This window comes from Pseudomonas sp. UBA5706 (genome assembly GCF_002419965.1).
Classification (GTDB): Bacteria; Pseudomonadota; Gammaproteobacteria; order Pseudomonadales; family Pseudomonadaceae; genus Aquipseudomonas.
In genome coordinates, this window is record NZ_DIHC01000062.1 from 102347 (window position 1) to 125864 (window position 23518).

Annotated in this window: 15 protein-coding genes and 4 pseudogenes; 9 read left to right on the forward strand and 10 right to left on the reverse strand. The window is 55.3% G+C overall.

The features are described 5' to 3' along the window. Window positions 1–10: 10 nt before the first annotated feature. Window positions 11–1339 carry a cation:dicarboxylate symporter family transporter gene (locus B3I26_RS28465; RefSeq protein ID WP_296262743.1) on the reverse strand — a complete coding sequence of 443 codons (1329 nt, stop codon included), beginning with the start codon at window positions 1337–1339 and terminating at the stop codon, window positions 11–13. Between the two features lie 164 nt (window positions 1340–1503). Between B3I26_RS28465 and B3I26_RS28470 the strand changes: the two genes are divergently transcribed. After that, window positions 1504–2439 carry a LysR family transcriptional regulator gene (locus B3I26_RS28470; RefSeq protein ID WP_296262744.1) on the forward strand — a complete coding sequence of 312 codons (936 nt, stop codon included), beginning with the start codon at window positions 1504–1506 and terminating at the stop codon, window positions 2437–2439. Between the two features lie 27 nt (window positions 2440–2466). Here B3I26_RS28470 and B3I26_RS28475 read toward each other — a convergent pair. Then, window positions 2467–2696, reverse strand: a pseudogene (locus B3I26_RS28475) (transposase domain-containing protein); the annotation flags it as partial. A 417-nt stretch (window positions 2697–3113) separates the two neighbouring features. Next, window positions 3114–3773: a TetR/AcrR family transcriptional regulator gene (locus B3I26_RS28485; protein ID WP_296262746.1), complete on the reverse strand. Its 660-nt coding sequence runs from the start codon at window positions 3771–3773 to the stop codon at window positions 3114–3116. Between the two features lie 143 nt (window positions 3774–3916). On the opposite strand from B3I26_RS28485, the gene B3I26_RS28490 reads away from it, so the two are divergent. Both B3I26_RS28490 and B3I26_RS28495 read left to right on the forward strand, forming a co-directional pair. Then, complete coding sequence (locus tag B3I26_RS28490) at window positions 3917–5086, forward strand: serine hydrolase domain-containing protein (RefSeq protein ID WP_296262747.1); 1170 nt, start codon at window positions 3917–3919, stop codon at window positions 5084–5086. Window positions 5087–5126: 40 nt separating this feature from the next. Next, window positions 5127–5638 (forward strand): annotated as a pseudogene (locus B3I26_RS28495) (acyloxyacyl hydrolase). Between the two features lie 363 nt (window positions 5639–6001). Here B3I26_RS28495 and B3I26_RS28500 read toward each other — a convergent pair. From B3I26_RS28500 to B3I26_RS28510, 3 genes are all read right to left on the reverse strand, one after another. Further along, window positions 6002–6904: a sugar phosphate isomerase/epimerase family protein gene (locus B3I26_RS28500; RefSeq protein WP_296262748.1), complete on the reverse strand. Its 903-nt coding sequence runs from the start codon at window positions 6902–6904 to the stop codon at window positions 6002–6004. A 70-nt stretch (window positions 6905–6974) separates the two neighbouring features. Beyond that, complete coding sequence (locus tag B3I26_RS28505) at window positions 6975–8144, reverse strand: Gfo/Idh/MocA family protein (RefSeq protein ID WP_296262749.1); 1170 nt, start codon at window positions 8142–8144, stop codon at window positions 6975–6977. 30 nt (window positions 8145–8174) lie between these two features. Further along, entirely contained in the window at window positions 8175–9098 is a 924-nt protein-coding gene (locus B3I26_RS28510) for a TIM barrel protein (RefSeq protein WP_296262750.1), read from the reverse strand. Between the two features lie 138 nt (window positions 9099–9236). On the opposite strand from B3I26_RS28510, the gene B3I26_RS28515 reads away from it, so the two are divergent. Beyond that, entirely contained in the window at window positions 9237–10289 is a 1053-nt protein-coding gene (locus B3I26_RS28515) for a LacI family DNA-binding transcriptional regulator (protein ID WP_296262751.1), read from the forward strand. Window positions 10290–10802: 513 nt separating this feature from the next. Here the strand turns inward: B3I26_RS28515 and B3I26_RS28520 are convergent. Further along, window positions 10803–11558, reverse strand: coding sequence for an SDR family oxidoreductase (locus B3I26_RS28520; RefSeq protein WP_296262752.1), 756 nt, complete (start codon window positions 11556–11558; stop codon window positions 10803–10805). Between the two features lie 1513 nt (window positions 11559–13071). On the opposite strand from B3I26_RS28520, the gene B3I26_RS28525 reads away from it, so the two are divergent. The 3 genes from B3I26_RS28525 to B3I26_RS28535 all read left to right on the forward strand — a co-directional run bounded on the left by B3I26_RS28525 (window position 13072) and on the right by B3I26_RS28535 (window position 17908). Continuing rightward, entirely contained in the window at window positions 13072–14580 is a 1509-nt protein-coding gene (locus tag B3I26_RS28525) for an NCS1 family nucleobase:cation symporter-1 (RefSeq protein ID WP_296262753.1), read from the forward strand. A gap of 25 nt (window positions 14581–14605) precedes the next feature. After that, the gene (locus B3I26_RS28530; protein WP_296262754.1) at window positions 14606–15337 is read left to right on the forward strand and encodes an aspartate/glutamate racemase family protein; all 732 of its coding nucleotides are present in this window, start codon (window positions 14606–14608) and stop codon (window positions 15335–15337) included. Between the two features lie 567 nt (window positions 15338–15904). Beyond that, entirely contained in the window at window positions 15905–17908 is a 2004-nt protein-coding gene (locus B3I26_RS28535; protein WP_296262755.1) for a putative bifunctional diguanylate cyclase/phosphodiesterase, read from the forward strand. A gap of 123 nt (window positions 17909–18031) precedes the next feature. Here B3I26_RS28535 and B3I26_RS28540 read toward each other — a convergent pair whose 3' ends face one another. Beyond that, complete coding sequence (locus B3I26_RS28540; RefSeq protein WP_296262756.1) at window positions 18032–18994, reverse strand: tyrosine-type recombinase/integrase; 963 nt, start codon at window positions 18992–18994, stop codon at window positions 18032–18034. Between the two features lie 360 nt (window positions 18995–19354). Here B3I26_RS28540 and B3I26_RS28545 point away from each other — a divergent pair, with 360 nt between their 5' ends. Then, window positions 19355–19714: a response regulator gene (locus tag B3I26_RS28545; protein ID WP_296262757.1), complete on the forward strand. Its 360-nt coding sequence runs from the start codon at window positions 19355–19357 to the stop codon at window positions 19712–19714. Here B3I26_RS28545 and B3I26_RS28550 read toward each other — a convergent pair whose 3' ends face one another. Together B3I26_RS28550 and B3I26_RS28555 are read right to left on the reverse strand one after the other, a co-directional pair. Then, window positions 19715–21205, reverse strand: coding sequence for a GAF domain-containing hybrid sensor histidine kinase/response regulator (locus tag B3I26_RS28550; protein ID WP_409522043.1), 1491 nt, complete (start codon window positions 21203–21205; stop codon window positions 19715–19717). Between the two features lie 699 nt (window positions 21206–21904). Then, window positions 21905–22362: pseudogene (locus B3I26_RS28555) on the reverse strand (integrase); the annotation flags it as partial. A gap of 465 nt (window positions 22363–22827) precedes the next feature. On the opposite strand from B3I26_RS28555, the pseudogene B3I26_RS28560 reads away from it, so the two are divergent. Then, a pseudogene (locus tag B3I26_RS28560) lies at window positions 22828–23118 on the forward strand (transposase); the annotation flags it as partial. Between the last annotated feature and the right edge of the window lie 400 nt (window positions 23119–23518).

Sequence of the window (23518 nt, forward strand, 5' to 3'; positions counted from 1 at the left end):
CTCGACAGCTTTAGGACTGAGTTTGTGATTTGGTTACCAGCTCTTTCTGAGCGAGAGGCTCAGCGTCAGGCGGAGGGCGCAAAAGGCTGCGACCCGGCATGCGGCCTGTTTCGCGCTTGAAGTCCTCGGGGTTGAATGCGCCTTCCCAGCGCGCAATTGCAAACACGGCGATGGTGTTGCCCACGATGTTGGTCAGGGCAGTGGCAGTGGCCATGATGCGATCAATGCCGAAGAGCAATCCGAGACCACTGAGAGGCAGTGTCTGGACCGACTGCAGTGTTGCAGCAAGTTTGATGAAAGCGCCGCCAGCAACGGTGGTGCCCCCTTTAGAGGTGATACTCAGGATTGCCAGCAACCCCAGTTGTTGCCACAGAGAGAAAGGCGTATCGGTCGCTTGTGCAATGAACCCAATAGCGATCGCCATGTAGATGGCGGTACCGTCCAGGTTGAAGCTGTAGCCCGCGGGCAGCACAAACCCGACCACCACTTCATCGCATCCGCTTCGCTTGAGCTTTTCAATCAGGCGTGGGAAGGCAACCTCGCCAGACGCGGTGCCAAACACCAGCAGGATCTCATCCCGGATAAGCCGCAGTACGCTTCCAAATGGCAGGCCGATCGACCAACTGATAGAGCCCAGCACGCCGAAGACAAAAATCAGTGAAGCTGCGTAATACACCGCGATTAGCTTGAGCAGATAAAGCAGAGTGTCGCCACCGTAGCTTCCGATGGCCGCGGCCATGGCGCCGAACGCTCCGAGCGGCGCCAGCTTCATGATGAAACTGAGCATCTTGAACAAAATGCTCTGCGCTTCATCAATCGCTTTAACAGCAATAGAGTCAGGGCCACAGACTCGGTTGATGGCGATGCCCGCCAGCACGGAAATGATGAGGACCTGGATGATGTCGCCTTTGGCGAACGCATCGACCAAGGTGTGCGGAATCAAGCTCAGTGCATAGTTGACCATCGACACGCTGCCGGCTGCCGAGGTGGCCTTAATAGCCTCACTGGACTCCGCCATTGTCGTGGCATGAAGCCCAACACCGGGCTGTACAACGTTCACCAGAATGAATCCGATGATCATTGCAACCGTGCTGACGACTTCGAAATAGAGGAGTGATTTGATGCCCAGCCGGCCTAGTTTGCGCATGTCCTGGACATGCGTCAGACCATGCACCAGAGTCACGAAGACGATCGGCGCGAGCATCATCTTGAGGAGCGCGATAAAGGCCTGGCCAAGGGGTTTCATCGCAACGGCCCATTCGGGCGCAGCGAAGCCCAGGATGACTGCAGCGACCAGTGCTACGAGCACCTGGACGTGGAGCTTCTTCAACTGTTTCATGGCTGTTCCTCGCCCTTAAGGGCGTCATTGTTCTTGTCGTATCGCGTGTTGCGGTCGCCATCAACCAGCAACGAGCCATATAACCCGAGCATAGAAAAAACCAGTACTAGTCGCAAAAACCTTATTTTGATACAAAGCCATGCTCATAAAGCATGGAGAGTGCCATGGACATCAGAGAGCTCCGGTCTTTTGCGAAAGTTGCCCATTGCGGCAGCTTCAGCCGCGCCGCTCGCGAGTTATTTATCGCCCAACCGGCCTTGAGCCGTCAGATCGCGAAACTGGAAGAGGAGCTGCAGGTCGCTCTGTTTGTCAGGCACGGGAAAGGAGTGGAGCTCACCGCTGCTGGCTCACGACTGCTCGAGCGCGCGGAGGTCATGCTGCGGTTCGCAGAAGAGACGTCTGATCATGTCCGCAACGCCGGTGCGGTAGAACGCGGACACTTGGCAGTCGGTCTGCCCCCGACCCTTGGCACAGTGGTCGGGCCTCAGCTGATAGCGAAATTTCAGGAGCGCTGGCCGAAGGCTTCGCTGCATGTGCTTGAGGGGCTTAGCACGTCTCTGCAGGAATGGTTGCTGAGCGGCAGAATTGAGGTGGCTATCGTCTACAACCAACCCTTGATCGAGTCCTTCGACGTGCGTCCATTGTTCAGCGAGCCGATGGTCCTGGTCGGCCCGCCAGGCGAGCCCATCAGATCGGTGCGCCTTGCTGAACTTGCTGATATGCCTTTGATATTGCCGGGACTGCCTCACAGCAATCGGCGTCTCCTGGAGCAGGTCGCGGCCCAGAATGGATTTCGACTTAAAACCCGCCTGGAGGTGGACAGCGTCAGTCTTATGAAGCGGCTGGTTTCTGAAGGGCATGGCTACTGCATTCTTGCTCATGCGGCTGTCCAGCAAGACATCGCAAAGGGCATCCTCGTCGCGCACTCGATCGAGCGACCAGGGATCAGGTCGGTTGTGTCGATCACAACATTGAAAGACCGGCGCCGTTCAAGATTAGCGATGAGTTGGGAGAAAATACTCTTGGAAACGCTTGAGGAACTCACGTCCGAAGGGGCCTGGCACGAAGCCGTAGTGTGGCTAGGGCCAGAGCAGCTATAGTCGAGGTAGAGGTCAGCTTTCGGTAAAATCGGTGTTTAGCAGATCATCGAGCAAACTGCCTTGTTCAGGACTGATCTGCTCGCTGCGGTTGGCAAATCGGTGGCGCTTGAGGAGGGCGATCTCGTGGGTCAGTTGCTCGATGATGGTCTCATCGCGGTGAATCTTTCCGCTCATGTTGTCGACCTCGACAGCAACTGAGCAGCGAATACTCGCAGCTGGTCGGCGGTCATTTGGTCGAGATTGGGCGAAGAAGTCATGCCAAGACGCCTACGGCAGCAGGCTCGACTGTTAATTGCAGCCTTTTGAAGGGTAGTGATTGTAGTGCCAGCGCCAACGCATTGCCTAGGCAGGCCGAGCACCAATGCGAAGTCGCTCAATATTCATTTCCAGCTCGCTACCTTGTCGAATGCCTGGCCATTGAAACTTGCCCTGGTTTAAACGGCGTGCCGTCACGCCAAACACCGATCCCGTTGTGCACCATCACTTTCAAGCTATTGGCACGTCGATTGGCAAGGAGATAAGCGCAGTGCGACTTCGCCGCGCCAAATACCGCCATTACTCTGGCCAAGGCTGTCTCAGTATCGGTACGCATGTCCATGAGCTCAGTGGTCAACGGCGGGCTGGCGCCACCTAGAGCCGATAAGCTTGACGTTGTATTCGGGATTAGTTGACCACTACACATTCATCGCAGGCGAAAGCGATTGCCGGACACCTTCCAGCCCCGCTAGCGTGAAGCATTTGAGGTGTTCAGCGAGCGATTGTGCGGGCAGGGTCAGCATGTCTTGAACTGGCGCTGGCGCCGCCCTGCTGCCAACGAGCAGCATCAGACAAGGCGCCATTACGCAGACCATGCATCGTGAAAGCACTGGATCATCTTTTGGCAGGCCCACGATCGCCGCGACGAAACCGCGAATAATTTCCGATTTGGGCAGGATGCCATCGTTCATCAGTGCTTCGAAATGAACCGACGGTGACAGCAATTCTCGAGCACATACGCGAACCGGCCAGCCGTGTTCGGAATAAATCCGCTCAACGAGGCTATCAATGAAATGCCCGAGCTTCTGCTTGGCCGATCCAGACCCAGCTTCCAGTGCCATGAGTGTATCCAGGCTAATGAGTCGCCGATGCCCTTCTAGTAATACTGCCTGATAAAGACCGCTGCGTCCGCCAAAGTGGTAGTTGATTGCAGCGAGGTCTACCTCAGCCATCATGGCGACAGCTTTACTCGACGTTTCGGCATATCCGCCCTGAGCAAACAGTAATCCCGCAGCTTCTAGAATCTTGCTGCGGGTCAGGTCTCCATCGACCCGGGGGGTACGGCGTGCTGCGGTCATTGCAGTTCCTGCTAGGTTGGCTGGCAACTATTATCCCTCGACTCGTACGCCCAAGTCACTTCAGGAAAAATAATTATTTGCAGTTCAAATAGAATTTTAACTAAAGTGTATGTCTACACCACTGACTATACAAAGGAGTATCCATGTCCTTACCCCTCACCTCAGACGCGCTGACCCTGAATGCGGATGCCCTGTCCCGGTTGGACGCCAGTATTCAGTCTGATATAGACCAAGGGAAGCATTTCGGGGCATCTATCATTGTCGCCCACAGAGGCGTTATTCAGCACCGCAAGTGCTTTGGGACTGTTGCGCCTGGGCGCGCCGCCGCACCCGATGATCTGTACCTGATGATGTCGTTGTCGAAATCTTTCACAGCAGCCTTGACCCTTCGAGCGATCGACCTAGGACGATATACTCTGGATACACGAGTTGCCGATTTCATCCCCGAATTCGCAGCCGGTGGCAAGCAGCGCGTTACTGTCCGCCAGTTGCTTACCCACACTGCAGGCACCTACGCCAGCTTCGTTCCGCCACCGCCGCTTGCCCCCAGCGACCTTGGGCAATTGGCCAGAAACGTCGCGGCTGTATCCGCGTTGCCCGCCACTAATACGCCGGGCGAGCGAGTGGTCTATAACCCGTTCGCGAGCTACGCAGTGCTCGGCCAGCTGCTGGTCGTGACCGATCCGCTTAAGCGGTCATTTCGCGATATCGCGCGGGAGGACTTGTTCGAGCCTCTGGGCATGCACCAGACCTGTTACGGTCTGTCGCCCGATACGCCGGGCCGTGTACCCGTCGCTTTTACCGAGCGTAATAGCAACGCTAACACCGCGCAGACCGCGGCTTTGCTCAACCTTCACTTGCAGGAGGACAGCGAGCACCCCGCTGGTGGTGCGTTCAGCACTGTTGACGATGTGTTGCTTTTTGCAGAGGCCTTGCGTCCAGGCGGCGCGTTATCAGGCAAGCGGCTGATATCCCCAGCGCTGCAAGCCTATGCTGCGCAAAATCATACAGGGAACATGGGCAATGGTGCATGGGATGCGTACCGCGAAGCTCACGGCCTGCCTGAATATCCAGCCAACTTCTCCTTGCTGGGTGGCTATGTTAGAGGTTCGGGGCATTATATCAACGGTGCTGGTTTCACGGCTTCGCCAGAAACCTTCTACGCCGTTGGCGGTGGGTCGACAATGTGGTGGGTTGACCCCATACGTGAAATCACGTTTGTGTTTTTAAGCGCCGGATTTATCGAGGGCTTGGCGCATTTCGAGCGGTTGTGCCGTTTAGGCGACCTCGTATCAGCCTCCTGGACTGACTGAAAAATGCAATGGAGTGGAAAGGTGTATGAGCGCGTTTTCGATTAAAAAACAGTTTGCAGTTGGTCTGCTGTCCTTTTTGGCTACAGCCGCAGAAGGCGCTGAATTATCGGGGGCATTGGGGGCCACATCTCAAGGCGATCTTACTGCGCGTGCAGCTTTGGGATACGATTGGAACAAAGCCTGGCTTTCTTCCACGACGGGAAAACTCACGGGGTACTGGGATCTGGGATATACCTATTGGGGAAGCGGTGAAAAGGCAGGGGGGCGTCACTCACTTTCGTTTGCACCTGTTTTTTCGTCTATGAGTTTGGCCAGGGTGACGTGAGGCCTTTTGTCGAGGCTGGGATTGGGGTCGCTCTATTTTCCGGCAGCCGTTCAGGGGATCAAGATTTAGGCTCGGCCTTCAATTTCGAGAATCGCATTGGTGCAGGCCTGAAGCTTGGCCAGACGCAGAGAATAGGTCTGAGAGTGATTCACTATTCAAATGCCGGCATTGCGCAACCTAACGACGGCATTGAGTCATATTCGCTATTTTATGTCCACGCGATATAAGTCTGGCCTCTTACTTTCCATGTAGGTCCGACACGCAGGTCCAGCGCGAGCTGAGCATAGCGGTCCGGAGAACGATTAATGCGCAGGTAACTCTTACGATTTATGCAGCAACCCCCGTGAAATACGGAGGGACGATAATTATCCCGTATGGCACAGACGGCCGCTGCCGTTGGATGCTCCATAAGCGCACTGCTTTTGAGTCGAGATTAACACTGTGTTGCTCAAGCAGGGCGAGGCGCGCCGCACTGCCGCTGCCGTGTGACGTATACCTGGATCGCAACTGGAGTTGATCATCGGGTGATCAGTCTCCGCATCGCGCAAAACCGTTTAAATAGAAGAGACCGCCTAAGCGGCCTCTTCTTACTATCTGAAGTATTTATCGACGTAAGACTGAATCTCGCGGCGCATGTAGCGACCTGAGTCATCAGCGCGCTCTTCCCATCCGAATACGCATGCGGTGACGATGCCGTCGAAGCCGGTTTTCGCCAGTGAGCTGAAGAACAGATCCCAGTCGATTTCGCCCTGATGCATGTCCATGTGCTGGTGCACGGTAACCTTGGCTCCTGGTGGGTTGACGATGTAGCGCAACCCGGATGACGCCTTGTGATTGTAGGTGTCGGCGATGTGCACGTGAGCGATCATCGGTCCTGCTTCGGCGATCATCTTCGCCATGTCATCACCGAAGTAGAAGGTGTGCGGCGTGCAGTAGAGAAACTTGACGTTATGCGAGCCGATGGTTTTCAGCATGTCTAGCGCCGGTTGAAGGGTTTCGCACCAGTCTTCAGGGTGGGGCTCGACGTTCAGAGTCACGCCTTCCTTTTCCAGCACCGGCACCAACTCCTCCATGGAACGCCACCAGGCGGCTTCGCTGGATTCGTGGCTGTGGGAGCCACCGCAGCAACTGACCTTATGGCCGCGATCAGGGGAGGGGCCTCGGCCGAATTCCGAGTTCATGGTCGTGCAACCCATCTCCACAGCGATCTGGATCGCTTCCTTCCAGTAATTCACGGCCGCGCGGCGCTCATCCTCATGAGGGCTGGCCCAGCGGTACATTGGCAGCAACGAAGCGAGCTGCAGGTTGTGGTCGCGCAGCGCCTTTCTAAACTCGCTGATGCGCTCCTTGTGCGCGCGGGGGCGTACCCACCATGGCAGGAAGTCGTCCCGGGGAGATAGCTCCAGGTATTCATAGCCCAGTTCAGCAGTCTTGCGGCACAGATCGGGCAGGCTGAGGTGACGATGCATGTAGGGATCGAGCGCGATTTTCATTTGTTGTTCTCCAGAGCAATTGCGGGCGCATATTCAGGTTGGTCAATGTGGTAGGCAGAGACGCCAGGCGTCAGTAGGGGACCCAGGCGGCGTCTTTATCTGCGGATTCCACGCAGCGCTCGACCCAGCGGACCCCTTCGACACCGGCGTCGATATCCGGGTAGCTGATGGCGGCTAGCACCTCGACATCGCCTCGGTTCGCGGCGTCCATGGCCAAGGCGAAGCGGTAGTAGAGGTTGGACCAGGCTTCGAAGAGTCCTTCTGGATGGCCCGCGCCGATTCGGTCGTCGAGCAACGCATCGGCATGCAGATACCCCATGCCTCTCTCAAGAATCTGGGCGGGCTGCCCTTGCACTTCGAAACTCAGTTGGTTGGGGCGCTCGTCCCACCATTCCAGGCTGGCACGCGAGCCAATGACGCGGATCTTCTGGCCATGCATGGAGCCTGCGTTGACCGCGCTGGACCAGACCATGCCCATTGCGCCGCCTTCGTACTCCATGAGGGTGTAGGCGTTATCCTCCAATGGTGCACGACTGGCCACGAAGCTCTGGCGGCTGCACATCAGGCGCTTGATTTTCAGGTCAGGCAACATCACCTCTGACAGGTAGAGCGGGTGTGTCCCTACGTCTCCAAGTACGTAACTCGGGCCTGCCTGGCGGGGATCCACACGCCATTGGGTTGCCTGACTTTGCGTTTCGACAGGCGCGCTGTGAAACCCGTGAGCGAACTGCATGTGCACCATGCGGATTTCTCCCAGCTCGCCTCCTGCAATCATCGCCCGAGCCTGCTCGATCAGTTGGTGGCCTGCGTAACCATAGGTCACACCCACCACCCGATTATTGGCCTTGGCCACGTTGCGTAGGGTCTCGGCTTGCTCGACGGTAAAACAGAGAGGCTTCTCGCAAACCACATGCAGCCCTGCTTCGAGGGCGGCCTTGGTGATCGTGTAATGGGTGCCATTGGGGGTGGCAATTGATACTGCCTGAATGCCATCGGCGCGTAGTGCCTCCTGCTCGAACAGGCTCAGGTAATCGGCATAGCACCGATCAGGTTCAACACCCAGTTGCTCGCCGAAGGCGCGGCCTCTCCCAGGGTCAATGTCGAAGGCGCCAGCTACTAATTCGAAATTCCGATCGCGCACTGCTGCGCTGCGATGGATATAACCGATCTGACTCTGGCTGCCGCCGCCAACCATGGCCCAGCGGATCGGCCGGGAAATTCGTTTGCTACCGTTGATCATGTTGTTGTCCTTATTGTTCAGCTTCGTGGATCAGAAACCGGTGCGGGCGAGGAAGGCTCGGCTGGCAGCGACATCGTCCAGGCTGCCATTGGCGTTACGAGGATCGCGTTCTTGCTCGACGGTGATATAGCCCTCATAGCCCAGCTCGTGAATCAGGCGATAGAGAGCCGGGTAATCGATGATGCCTCGGCCAATCGGGCACATGACGCCTCTGGCGCAGGCGTCGAAAAACCTGATGCGTTCATTCATGGCCTGGTCAAACACGCTCTGGTCGATGTCTTTGAAATGGATGTAGTCCAAGCGATGGGCGTAAGTGCGCAACGATGCAACAGGATCCATACCGGCGTAATAGAGATGCCCTGTGTCCAGGCACAAGCCTGCGATCTCGTCCGGGATGTCGTCGACGAGTCGCGCCAGTTCATCTGCGAACTCGATATAGCCACCGGCATGGGGATGAATCACGGGCCGGATTCCGTACTCTTTCCACGCGATTTCGCAGATGGCGCGGATATTTTCCATCATGTCGTTCCACGCCGTGTCACTCAGTCTTGAAGCCTGATCGGAGTGACCAGCGGTGTAGTCACGCTCATCATGGCCCCAGTCCATGATCACCAGATAGGGGCCCGCGTACCGCTGTTTTGCTTCGTGTTCGATGGGCGGCAGTGTTTTGAGTAGTGTGCAGATGTCGTGGGTCTGGCGAAGCAGGGCAGGCCGGTTTTTGGGGGTAGCCAAATCATCAAAGATCGTCCCGGCAACGATATGCAGTTGGTGGTCCGCCAGCGCAGAACTCACTACTGCAGCATCCAACGGCAGATAACCATATGGTCCCAGTTCGATTCCCCGATAGCCCGCTTCGGCGGCCTCGGTCAGGACAAGTCGCCACGGCGGCAGAAATGGATTTTTGACGTCGTCGACTCCCCAGCAGCAAGGGGCGGTGGAGATGTGAATGGTCATGCTGGACTCCGCGATTGTTATTTTTGGGCGAGCATTTAGTGTGTGAAAAGATCCTAGACAGATGCGTTGAGGGGCGCCACGGGGGTGTTGGCATAACCTTTCAAGACCCTTCATGATGAGAAAAAGAGATGTCAAAACATGTCAGAAAAATCTTGCCAAAAATTTCGTCCCACTATGGAAGATGTCGCCCGCGAGGCGGGTGTTAGCCTCTCCACCGTCGACCGGGTCTTGAACGTGCGCGCCAATGTCCGCGCTGATACCGCTCAGCGCATTGCCGCCGCGGCGGCGCAATTGGGGTTTCATGCAAAGAGCGTCATCGAGCATCGGATATTGAACGATCGACCGACTATACGACTTGGTTTTTTGCTTCAAAAAAGCGGGGTTGCGTTCTATCAAGGGCTGGCTCAAGCACTGTCGAACGCGGCTGCAACATGTGCGGGCGCGCGTATTCAAGTCGCGATCGGTTACTTGGACGACCTTGATCCGGCCACAGTCGCACAACGGATTATGGCGTTGCGCCAGCAGGTCGACGGGTTAGGTGTGGTGGCCGTCGACCATCCCGTGGTGCGTGAAGCTGTTGCCAAGCTTCGTGATGGCGGGGTTTCTGTAGTGGCGCTGATTTCTGAGCTATCAACCGCCGCCGGCGCAGGTTATGTCGGCGTAGATAATCGGCTCATGGGCCGAACTGCGGGCTGGTTCATAACGCGCTTGGCCGCACCTGGTGCGGCTGCAGTGATGGTCAGCAGCCAGCGTTTTCAATGCCAGGAGTTGTGCGAGTTTAGCTTTCGTAGCTATCTGGCTGATCAATCGGGAGATTGGGAGTTGCTTGCCTCGCGCCTTACTCTGGAAAATGACGAATTCGCTTACGGTAATACCATGGACCTGCTGGCAGGCGAGCCAGATCTAGTCGGACTGTACATCGCTGGGGGCGGGAGCGCAGGCGTGGTGCGTGCGTTGCGTGAGCACAAAGTGCAGCAAGCTCGCCTGCCCGTAGTAATCTGTCATGACCTGACGCCATTGACTCGGGAGGCTCTGAAAGGCGGCCTGGTGCAGGCTATCTTGTCGCATCCGGTTGAGAGCGTTGCCGCGCAGGCAGTGAGCGCATTGGTCGAAGGGGTCAAGTACGGCTCAATGGGAGTAGCTGCGCGGGTAATGTTACCCATTCAGCTCAATGTCCCGGAGAGCCTGTAGAAATGTACCACCTGGCTCAAGACAGAGTACTCGGCACAATCTAACGCAAGTCGCATAACATCGGTGCAGGGACCTAGCCCGACAGTACTTTGATAGTCATTTATCCTGCACCCCGGGGGCCAGCATCAGTTAGGAAATTGCACGGGTATATTCAGCACATGGGTGGCGCGTGCTCATGTGTGCACGCGAAATGCTCTCATCTACCGCGTATCTGGAAGTGCTGATGACTGATGGCATCATGCCCAATCCGCAGTGCTGCGCGAATCTATTGCCGCGATCATCGGAGTGCCGTAGGACGATCCCGCTGTGGTGCGCTATGGTAAGTATTATGGCGCAATGCTCAGTCCTGCTAGTGGCCAACTGCGCTACACCTGCTCCGGCCAAGCGCATGCTGGCGATGCCCGCGAAAGAACTCGCCGAGCATCGGAATTGCTTTACGATTGCGGGTTAGGGGGGCAACCTGGGCATCAAGAAAGCTCGCGCATCGAGCTGACTGCACTTAGCGCCATCAGTCTAGAGAACGATACCCTGGTTTACCTGCGCGAATACGGCACCATAGTCGCCAGATTCCGCATGCCGCAGAGGTCCAACGTTTTCCACGCATATTTCTTGCGGCGTTGGCTGTTGATGGAATAGTGCCATGACCTCGGCGATGAACACTGGCAGCGGCATCTCGTGCGGCGCAGGCTGATCAAGCCCCAGCAAGCCTGTGTGGACAGCGGGCGGAATGATTTCGACCACTTCTATGGGACTGTTACGCAGCTGATGACGCAGAGATTGAGTGTAAGAATGGATCGCCGCCTTCGTCGCACAGTAATTCGGAACCAACGTCAACGGCACGTGCGCCAGGCCAGACCCCACATTGATGATCGTTGCCTCGATCTGCGTCAGCAAATGCTGAATGAGGGCTGCGTTCAACCGCACTGGCCCTAGGAAATTGGTTTGCACCATTGCGTCCAGTTGATCAAGCGCTGACTCACCCTCGGACAGATCCTCCTGCAGCATTATGCCGGCATTGTTTATCACGACATTGAGCGTCGGATGGTGTGCGGTAATCATCCGAGCGAAGTCGCTCACGGCAACTCGATCCTGCACATCCAGTTCGTAGGCGATCATGCCAGGGTTTGCCGCGAGTACTTCGTCCAGCTTGTGTTTGCGCCGGCCTGTAATGATCAGCTTATTCCCCAGCGAGTGGAATTCCTGCGCCAGTGCGCGACCAATACCGGACCCTGCGCCTGTGATTAGGATGGTGTTACCTGTGATTTTCATATCAAAGCTCCGACGCTGCAGTGATTGCGAAGATTATATAAGATGAGTCAGATAAAACACTGATAAGTGGTAGAGAACCGAGAGCCAATGTGGCTTCAAGGCCAAGCCTTTTTTGGCCATAGGCGTATTTGCCGTCTTGACGGTAACTTCACCAACGCTGGCGTCGCGCTCAGAGAGTGTAGGCTGCGGATAGCGCCGTTTTTGCCGGGCAATCCGTGGTTACCGGCAGGCTGCGCACGGCGTGTGCTGTTGGCGCTTTGCCAGTACTACGAACCTTGGCGATATTGAAGCGAAGAGCTGGAGGCGTTTAATGAATGTAGCGAATAATCGGCTTTTAACCGCCGTAGCGCTATCGTTGTCGCCGTCTTACCCGCGGCCCCTCTACCACGATCGCGATATCCCGCTATCTGGAGCCGGATTTACGGTGCCGAATAAGCCAGAAAAGCAGTATCGGTGATGGGCACACTTCATGCCTGGATGACTGCCCAGCGCGTTCTTGTACCTGAAGATCTTGTCAGCGCGGGCCCGTTCTGAAGAGGCGCGAATGACGGCGCCTTGGATTCTTCTCGGTGATGCCCGGGCGTTCCAGGTAGGCATAGAACCGCTGGGCCGCTACGGATGCAGATACCGCACCTTCACTGTTCCCGCACACCGATAGGTGTTTAACGTTGCGCCGTTCTTGGATGTGGCTTACCAGCAGCTAAGCTGCTCTTCTCTTCTCAAGCCGTGATACAGCAGCACGGCGAGAATGGGCCGATTGTGCAGCCCTTTCAAGTACGGTTTCCGGTGCCGCGAGCAGTACCTTGGCGTGGTGATCGCTCAGTGCCGACGTCTTCCCTTTATTAGTGGTCAGAGGCTGGCGAGCGCGGCCAACTGGCGCTGGATTTTAGCGCTTGCCTGATGCGATGCTCGAGCTGGACGCGCCACGCCAGAACATGTGGGCGGACCACCACACAAAATTCAGCAGTCGAAGCCAAGCCAATAAAACCACAGAAGTTTTCGGGTCATTTTGATAAGCGCGACGTGCTCGAGCGTCGTCCAAAAATTGGCGGCGCTAAAGAAATGCTTCAGGAAAAAAATCCTATTACTGTGCGATGAAGCGAAGCGGTTCAAGTACAAGCATGGACCAGCAAGATGGTTCGGCAACTGTACGTTTTGCGTGGTGAGCTTGAGTCATTGAAGGTCATCACCGTTGCACCTGATGAATCTGCCATCGAAAAGGAACGCCGTTCGGCAAGTGGAAGTAGAAAGAGAGATCGTTACCTGGGGTGACAAACTGTGTGCATAAATCCTGTTTTGACTGGCGAAAAAATTGAGGAAATTGTCATTAAACGGGATAAAAAAATGTCTATCATTTTTTTTTTTTACTTTTAAATTCATTGAGTTGAGTTCATGTCATTTCGCGTGGATACGAAGCATTTCAAGCCGCTCATAGGGTTGTGGCATGAATCTGGCTTAGAATTTCGGAGGAATTGTATACAAAAATAAATACAATAATAGGAGGCTTTTTACCATGCAGCTCAACAGTTCTGCCGAGTCCACATGCAGTTCAATCGATACTTCAGGACAACCCATCCCAGCCCTCAGCGCTCGGCTGCACAATCGTGATCTTGCGCCGACCCGCATCGAAGGTCGCAAGTGGGGCGGTTACAGCATCTTTGCGTTGTGGACTAACGACGTGCACAACCTCGCCAATTACTCTTTCGCCATGGGCCTTTATGCCATGGGCCTCGGTGGTTGGCAGATTGTCATGTCGCTGCTGGTCGGTGCGGTTTTCGTCTATCTATTGATGAATTTGTCGGGCTACATGGGCCAGAAAACCGGGGTGCCGTTTCCGGTAATCAGTCGTATCAGTTTCGGCATTCACGGTGCGCAACTGCCGGCATTGATCCGCGCAGCCATCGCCATTGCCTGGTTTGGCATCCAAACCTACCTTGCATCCGTGGTGCTGCGCGTATTGCTCAACGCCGTGGCGCCCAGTTTGGCGGCCTACGATCAGAACCAGATTCTTGGCCTGTCGACCCTTGGTTGGCTGTGCTTCATCAGTATCTGGCTGGTGCAACTAGTTATACTAGCTTACGGCATGGAAATGATTCGCCGCTGTGAAGCGTTGGCCGGGCCGGTGATTTTGCTGACCGTCGCCTCGTTAGCGGTGTTCATGTATTTCCGGGTAGACGGCCATATTGCCTGGTCGATCCGCCAACCTCTGCAAGGCGCCGAGATGTGGCGAAACATATTCGCAGGTGGGGCTTTATGGTTGGCCATTTACGGCACTCTAATTCTAAACTTTTGTGACTTCGCCCGTTCGGCTCCGTCGATGCGCTGCATCAAGAATGGTAACTTCTGGGGTTTGCCGGTCAACATTCTGATCTTTGCCAGCATCACTGTGGTGTTGTGCGGCGCGCAGTTCTCCATTGATGGTCACGTCATCCAGAGCCCTACAGAAATTATTCGCGCCATCCCAAGCACGCTGTTTCTGGTGCTCGGCGCATTGGCGTTTCTGATCGTCACTGTGGCGGTCAACATCATGGCCAACTTCGTGGCCCCAGCATTCGTGCTCAGCAACCTGGCGCCTCGGCTGCTGACTTTCCGCCGTGCGGGGTTAATCAGCGCCGCTCTCGCGGTACTTATCCTGCCTTGGAATCTGTACAACAGCCCGCTGGTCATCGCTTACTTTCTGGCAGGACTCGGCGCGTTGCTCGGCCCGCTGTACGGCATCATCATGGCCGATTACTGGTTGTTGCGCGGCACCAAGATCAACGTGCCACAGCTCTACACTGAAGCACCGCACGCGGCTTACTACTACACTAAGGGCATAAACCCGCGAGCCATTGCTGCCTTCATACCGGCAGCGTTGATCGCTACCAGCCTGGCGTTGTTGCCGATGTTTGAAGCTGTGTCGCCGTTTTCCTGGCTGTTCGGCGCCACCATCGCCGCGGCCGTTTACTTGTTAATCAGCGAACGCCATCAATCGTTCGAACACGTAGACGGCGAGTCTATCGCGGTTTCGAACACCCACTGAGCCCCCAAACTCTTAAGGACACTGCATGCGCATTCTGGTAGTCAACGTCAATACCACCGAGTCCATTACCGACACCATTGCCGATCAGGCCCGCAGCGTAGCCATGCCCGGCACCGAAATCATCGGTCTGACCCCGCGCTTTGGCGCCGAGTCGGTAGAGGGCAACTTCGAAAGTTACCTCGCAGCGATTGGAGTGATGGACTGCGTCATGGCCTATGACCAGCCATTCGACGCAGTCATACAGGCGGGCTACGGTGAACACGGCCGCGAGGGCTTGCAAGAGTTGCTCGATGTCCCGGTAGTCGACATCACCGAAGCGGCCGCGAGTCTGGCCATGTTGATGGGCCACGTTTATTCGGTGGTGACCACCCTTGACCGCACCGTCCCGCTGATTGAAGACCGCTTACGTCTGGCCGGGCTGTTCCAGCGCTGTACGTCCGTACGTGCCAGTGGATTGGCTGTGCTTGAGCTTGAAGGAGATCCGGCCCGTGCCGTTGAGGCTATTGTGGCTCAGGCCGAGATGGCTGTGCGCGATGATAAGGCGGAGGTAATTTGTCTAGGCTGCGGCGGAATGGCGGGGCTGGATGAGTTGATCCGACAGCGCACCGGCGTACCGGTAGTGGATGGGGTGACGGCAGCAGTCACACTGGCAGAATCATTGGTGCGCTTGGGACTGCGCACCTCAAAGGTTCGCACCTACGCCAAGCCGCGAGACAAATTGGTGAAAGGCTGGCCCTTCACGTTTGGGCGGCCGTAATTGAGAGATTTATTGCTCCTAACGTCGTTGAGGACAATCAGAGCCGTATTCGAGACGAGCTCGCCGTGCATCGCATTTGACTCAGAATCGCGCACGATCATTTCAATTTTGCTTTTAAAACGCGTTCCGGATGGTGTGCGGCGGGTTGCCGGCAGGAGTCATAACGCCTCCAGTGAAGCATAGCCCGCGCATTTCCTTGCTGAATCGGACTGAGGTATGCCGTCTGCCTAGGCATTGACTACACGCGTGAGGCTACTGCGGAAATGCGTCCCGCCCACCGACCTCCAAATGCTGCATGCGACCATTCGTGGCTACCGCCGTGCGCTGCGCAATCGTAGCTTGATCAGCTCCGCACAAATGTAGCGGCAGGTAAGCGAGGCTCGACACCGAGCTGACGATTGGAGGATGCAGGCCGAACCGTATGTCAACGGTCCGCATGACCGGTCCAAAGAAATGACCTCGGGAAATCACCGCTGGGCAGATTCTGGTCGTGCGATGCGTGCAGCAAGGTAGAATGGTGGCTTATGGACATCATAAGACCTCACCGCTGCATGCCGTGGAATCCCTATGTTAGACGCTAGCCAGATTGACCGAGAACTCGAGAAAAAACCCAGGGCTGCACGTTTCTCAGACCAATTGGAACTACGTTATCAGAGCGATATCCATGCTACCCGCCGGCACCACCTGATCTTGTGCTTGATCTTGGGAGGGTTCACATTCAGTAGTTTTTCACTATGGACAGCTGTCATAAATCCAAAGGAGCTGGTATCAGCAATTTTGCAGATGGTGGGAACATGTGTACCTAGCACTCTGATGGGGGTGTTGCTTCTAAAGAAATTATCTGAGCGTTGGAGAGAGTACGTCTCCATGCTACCCTCATATACCGGATTTTTAGTCGCTTACAACGTAGTGATTAACGGTGATCAACCTGCTTCCGGCGAGCAGTCACTGTTCATGTTCTGCTGGCCTCTGATGCTTATGTATGTTAATACGTGCATGAAAAGCCCTTTTAATATTGCCTTAGTCTACAATATATTTTGCCTGATCATCACAGCTTGGGGAGTGCATATAGCCCCGATTTCCCTGAGTGCTGCGGGGCTGATAATGACCGCTATAGGCTCCTCATCTTTTTTTTCATTACTTGGCAACTACTGGTCCAACGCCGAAGCCAGACGACGTTACCTATATTGGCTCCGTGAGGAAACCAGAGCAGCTAGTCTTACCGATGCCAATAGTGACTTGCAACGTCTTTCAGAGACCGACTCGCTGACCGGGCTGGCTAACCGTAGGCACATACAACCGCAACTGGATGCGCTTACGACAAACCATTTGGATGGGCAATCCGAGGGTGCGGTACTTTTGATCGATATAGACCATTTCAAACGGTTTAACGATCATTATGGACATCTCCTCGGCGATGAGTGCTTGAGAGCTGTTGCCACTGCTCTGGGCAGTTGCTTCGTTTCACCCTGTGCCGTAGCACGATTCGGCGGTGAAGAGTTCATTGCCGTTCTGCCAAATACCTCCCATGACGAGGCCCGCAGGATCGCTAACCATGTACTGGTAACCATACGGGAACTAAACATCGCCCACCTTGGACGTACGGACAGCGTCTCGGTCATCACTGTCAGCATCGGATTAGCGCACAGTGCGAGTAGTGAGCTAACCGATAGCTCCTCCCTCTTGGATCAGGCTGACAAAGCGCTGTATCGAGCTAAACGGGGTGGCCGCAACCGTCTGGAGGATACAGGATTTATATTTTCACAGAACGATGAATCGCATCTAACCCCGGAGGATATTCGAGAGGCTTTAGCAACAGACCAATTTTGTCTGCACTTCCAGCCGCTGTATCAACTCGAACCTTATCAGCTTACTGGATACGAAAGCCTTATCCGTTGGCAGCATCCCAAGCTCGGAAATGTACCGCCTGATCTATTTATCGCAATGGCAGAACGTAGCGGGCTAATTAACGCGGTAGGTGACTGGGTTTTGAATAAAGCATGCGAGCAAGCTGGCCGCTGGCATGACGCTGTAAATATCTCGGTGAACCTTTCACCTATACAGCTCGCCGATCCTGATTTTCCAACCAAAGTGGCGGGTGCGTTACTAAAGCATGGTCTCGCAGGGAATCGCCTCATATTAGAATTAACCGAAGGAGTGCCTTTGCGTATAGATGATCAACTATTGAGGACAGTGTCAGGTCTCAGCAACTTGGGCGTACGGCTAGCTCTGGATGACTTTGGTCAAGGTCATGCCAACCTGGCTTATCTACTGAAGCTTCCATTCCATTGCTTGAAGGTTGACCGTCAGGTATTGAGAATCGAAGACAAATCCCAGCGCGAGCAGGTGTTGATGGCCCTTTTGCATTTAGGGCATGCTTTTGGTCTTAAGGTGCTGGCTGAAGGTGTTGAGACCAGTCAGGATCTCGAATTGCTGCGTGATATAGGCTATGACCACGCTCAAGGCTATTATCTTGGACGTCCTCAACCGAATACATTTTCATGTCACTCGTCGCCTCCCACCCAATCCTCGGCCCCCTATTGCCATCTTCATATAGTTTCGGGTAACTGACTTGACTTGCTTACCAAGGCCGGATACCAACTTCCCTTCAGATTGAGTGGCCTTACAAGCAAGTACTATTTCCTCAGCCTTTGGTTTCGATCCTCAAAGGCCGAGTTCTATCTATTCCTTCCATCAATACTTCACCTTGTAGGTGGGTGAATCTTCCGGCCGGTTCTCTCTCCGATCGTAAATCTTTGTGGTGCTGATATTGGCGTGACCCAGCCAGGCCTGAACCTTGGCAATATCGGCTTCATGCTCCAAGGCGTTGGTGGCAGCGGTTGCTCGTAGCCCGTGTACCCCTAGGCCGTCGACCTTAATCCCGGCCTTTTTCGCGTAGGCCGTGACGACGGCATAGATGCCGTTGGCCGTGATACCGGCGCCGGTCAATTTACCTCGCAGCGGCATGAACAGTGGCACCTTCCTTTCGGCCAGATGATGCCCCGAGTTTTCCAGATAATGATGAATGCGCCCGGCCGCGATCGGGTGCAACGGCAGGTATCGCACCTTGCCGCCCTTGCCGTGAACCTTCAGGTGCTGGATTCCACGGCGCTCCTGGATGTCGCTCACCTGCAGCAGCGCAGCTTCTTCACGGCGCAGCCCGTGATAGAGAAGTACAGCCAATAGCGCCCGATCTCGCAGCCCTTTGACAGTCGTTTCGTCCGGCGCCTCGAGCAGCGCCTTCGCCTGGTGATCGCCCAGTGCCGGTGTCTTGCCCTCGTTGCTTTCAATCTTTGGTCGTTTGACCCCATGCACGGGATTGCCGCCGGCAATCGCATTGCTCTCCAGGAGGTGATCAAAGAGGCTGGCCAGCGCGGCCAATTTGCGCCGGATCGTGGCGCCCGCCAGACCGCGATGCTCGAGCTGGGCGCGCCAGGCCAGAACGTGTGATCGGGTCACCACGCGAAACTCATCCGCTGAAGCCAATCCGACAAAACCACAGAAGTCCTCCAGGTCATTTTGGTAGGCGCGTCGTGTGCGAGGGTTGTCGAGGTTGGCAAACCACTCGACCGCGGCCGGAACCTTGGCCAGCGTCTGAAATTCGACCGACGTGAGTCGGCGCTGATCATTCTGCTGTGATTTCGTCAGTTCCTGCATAAGCATCTCATGGTTAGATCGCCTTTGGGTCATTTGCCGTGCATTCAGTCACGAAAGCAACGCCAAAGGCTGCATCTGTTGATGAAATCGATAAACGGTATTAATTGGTGATAACGTCTTTCCTGCCCTTGTAAGCATCCTAAGTAGCAGGTCAGAACATTGGATTAGGACGTTGTATTATCCGGCTTGTGCATTGGTCCAGGTCGCCTGCGCGTGCGTAAGCGGTAGAATTAGTACCTCTGACCCCCGCTCATCGGACGGAACGCTTGAATGTAAGCTTGGCTTGTCAAATCAGTTACATGCACGCAAATGCTCAGACACCGCTCAGACAGGTCTGATCGTCACGACAGGAATTACCTTATGAGCACAATCATTCTTGTCGAGGATGAGCAGGACATATTGACCATCATGGTCGAAATTCTGGAAATGGAAGGTCATAGAGTCAGAGCATTCTCCGAGGCAGATTCAGCCTGGAGTCACATTCAGCATAATGGTTTCGATGCAGATCTGCTGGTCACTGATCTAAGAATGCCTGGCAGGATCGACGGGCTCGGGCTGGTCCAAAGGATGCATGACTTGTTACCTCAGATGCCTGTAGTCGTCGCCTCAGGTTTCCATGCTGCGGTAAACACGTTGGACTATGATCATGTGCATTGGTTGAACAAGCCATTCACCTTGACTCAGCTGCAAGCAATTTGCCAAAGGCTGACCGCACACTGATCAACTGGGTTTGCCCGGAGTCTCGGAAATTTTCTCCCGATAACGCGGCAGGTAGATGCAGACTGTCGTGCCTTCACCCACGCTTGACCAGACTCGCACCTGACCACCCGACTGCTTGGCAAAGCCATGGACCATCGAAAGGCCAAGCCCGGTGCCTTGGCCGACCGGCTTGGTGGTGAAAAACGGCTCAAATATATGAGCCAGGGTTTCAGGCGGAATGCCTGAACCTGTGTCTTTTACATAAATGCACAAATACTGGCCTTCAGCGAGACCTTCACTTTGCGCCGCGTATTCATCTATCTGCTGGTTGGTCGTATTAAGCGTGATGCGACCACCGTCCGGCATTGCATCCCGAGCGTTTATACAGAGATTCAAAAGCGCATTTTCAAGCTGGCTGGCATCGACATAGGCCAGCCACAGATTTGAATCGCCATGAGCATCGAGCTCGATGCCTTGCCCCATCAGACGCCGAGCGAAATCGACTATTTCGTGCATCAAGATGTTAACGTCGGTGGGCAGCGGCTCCAAGGTCTGACGACGCGAAAACGCAAGCAGCCGATGCGTTAGTGCTGCAGCGCGATTGGTGCAGCTCTGTGCCATCGTGATGTACCTGTCGAGGTCCAACACTCGGCCTTGGGCTAAACGCAATTTCAGCAAGTCCAGGGAGCCTGAGATACCCGTGAGCAAGTTACTGAAGTCATGAGCGATACCTCCAGTCAACTGACCCACTGCTTCCATTTTTTGTGACTGGCGCAGCTTCTCTTCCAACTCCATGAGCAGGGTTGTACGGCTCATTTCGCGCTGCTCCAGAGCTTCGTTAAGCAGTCTCAATTGCCCCTCTGTATCACGCAGCGTATGGCAGGTGTGTTCTAGGTCTTGCTCGCGTGCTCGCAGCGCTTCTTCAGCAATTGTACGTTCGAGCAGGTCGGCTGCCTGTCGCGCCAGAATATCCAGCAGCTTCAGATCCCGCTCGGGGAGATGATGCGCATCGCGCCAGTGGGTCGATATCATCCCCAACAATAGGCCGGAGCGTGACGCTAGTGGTGTGCTTTGCGCCGATCGTATCCCCGTTTTGCGAAAAGCCGACAAGTCTTCAGTCCCGGCAATTTCTACCCATTCCTCGAAATCCGGAATGATGGCCCGCTTACCCAGCTTGAGCGCTTGAGTACAACTGCTATGGGCCGTTGGGCTGACCCACTGCCAGAAGTTGATCGCCTCTGAAGACAGTCCTCGCGAGCAAAGTAGCTGAAGTTTGCCACCGTGGCCCGAAGCGTGGCCCTCGGGGCAAAGCAGTTGCATTGTTCCGAATTGGGAGCCAGTGATGGACACTGCCGCGTCCACAATCTTTCCGTACAGCGTCTCCAGGTGTTGTTCACCGATCAACCCGGTACTGATCGCGTGCAGTAATGCGATATCTGATGGTAAATCTGTCGCGGTGACCGAAGAGGTAGGGTGAGTCTCCAGCTGACAGGGAGCAGATTGAGCGGGCATGACGACCTCTGCTGGAGCTGGAGTAGAGGCTAAGTCTAGCATTTGCAGCACACTCCGCGATAGCAGCCGGCTCTGCCTTCGTACCTCAGCCCAAGAATTGAATGGTTGCCAGACACATCGCCCTGCGCGATGCAGTTCTCGAACATCAATCAACAATCACTATCTTGCCTTAATAACAATTCGAGTTAGGTCACTTCGCCGGATGCTTACCCCTTGCTTACGCCTGTGCAAAAACTTCATTTGCATCTCTGCAACTCCAATCGTCGCTTCAGTAACCCTCTTTGACGTCTTTCCAGCTCCTCGGCAAGCGCTGCGAGCTTGGCTTCACCGAAGGCAATGTCAGCAGCCATGCGGTGTAGGGGTAGGTTCTGTCGCTCATCGAAGTCTTGGTCACCACCATTGATCGCTATATAGATAAAAGTATAGCGAGATGTGTTGCTACAACAACCTCATGCCCATAGTGCAGGCAGGGGACTTGTCTGGATCTGTAGTGAAGAAATATCAAGGAGAGAGCCCGCCAGGGGAGGCAGGAAAGCCTGGCGGGCTAGGTCTCGTACTGCTAAGGCCCGATAACACTATAGATCACTCTAGGGCATTGAGACGGTATGGCGAAGAGCTGCCCTCCCTTAAGTCGTTCGGGGTCGCGGTGAGCTCTCATCTCCAGGGCTCTATCAACGCTGTGACATTCCGTTTAGCTTAGTGCTCCAGGGCATTGGTAGCAGCTGTAGCTCTGGGCCCATGCACGCCCAGTCCGTAAACCTTTATCTTGGCCTTTTTGCCGCGCAGGTCGTCACAACAGTGTAGATGCGGTTGGCCGTGACACCGGCGTTCTTCAGCTTGCCGCGCAAAGGTATGAACAGCGTACCTTCCTGTCGACCAGATGATGCCCTGAGCTATGCGGGTACTGGTGAATGCGGCCGACCGCGACCGGGTGCAGCGGCAGGTACCGCACCTTGCCGCCCTTGCCGTGAACCTCCAGGCGCTAGATCCCGCGGCGCTCCTGGATGTCGCTCACCTGCAGCAGCGTCGTTTCATCCGGCGCTTTGAGTAGGGCTTTGGCCCGGTGATCGCCAAGGGCAGAGGGGCTTGCCCTCGTTGATTTTGATCTTCGATCGTTTGACACTATGCACCAAGTTGCCGCCGGCAACCGCGTGGTTTTTTTCAGGCATCACTCGATTACCGACTTATCCTCGGCGAGTCGCTGGGTTAGGATGAGCTGGTTTCAGCTCAGTCCCATCCCTTGTATGTACGAGCGAAGCGTTATGGCCCAGCGTCTGCTCAACTCACCCTCCGACCCGCAGCGCGTTATTCGTGCATTGGGGCTGAAACGAGATGCCCAAATGGGGCTGCTTACGTGTCTGGAACGGATCTGGGCCGCAGACTCCATTGTTGGCCTAAGTCACGCTCATGGCCGTGCTCTCGGCCACAGCACGGGCCTCGGTTTTGCCCATGCCATAAGCCGTGCGCAGTTCAGCCTATTAGCTGAAGCCTACTCGCGGGCTTTCGAACATCGTCTTTCAGTTCTGACGGACCAAAGCTCGCACAGCTCCGTAATAGGAGCGTTACGCATACAGGACGGTGCCTAAGAAAACCAGTGATTGCAGGATTATGGGCTCAGCACTCGGCGCCTGGGCATGACTGTTCATAGCCTCTACGCCTGGCTCAAGCTCTACAGCAAACCCCAAGAGCAGCGTCAGCAAGACGATGACCAGCAAGCCTAGCTGCGTCAGCTTCGCTCGAACTCAAGCATGTGACCGAAGAGCTAGACATCTTAAAAAAGGCCGCCGCCTCCTATACCAAGGAGTGCGGCCGAATACGCGTTCATCAAGAAGCACTCAACTGATTGCCCGGTACGGCGCCTTTGCCAAACTCTGAGGGTGCATCCCAGCGGCTTCACCAGCATCCTTACACAGCGCCCCATTTTTTGGGGCGTTGTGCTGTCTGGACCTAGCGTTTCAGGCTGGTGCGCCACTGAGGCGTGACATCCAGGTGAGGCATTTCCGGTGCTGACCATGCGCAATCCTTCATATGTGACCCTGAACCGTCACGGAACCTTCTATTTCCGCATTGTTATCCCTCCGCAACTGCGTGCGCTAGTCAGCGGACGGCGCGAAGTCAGAGAGAACGCTCAGAACAGATAGCCTGACTTTGGCCCTCAGACGTGCGCGGCAATATGCTGCACGCTATCAGGCAGCCTTCGACAGAGTTACAAACGTGAAAGCACGCCCCCGCATAACTATCAACGCTTGGTGATTGAAGTCCGCCTGGAGATAAGGGCGGTAGCGTCCGCTTAAAAATACGCAGACACCATCG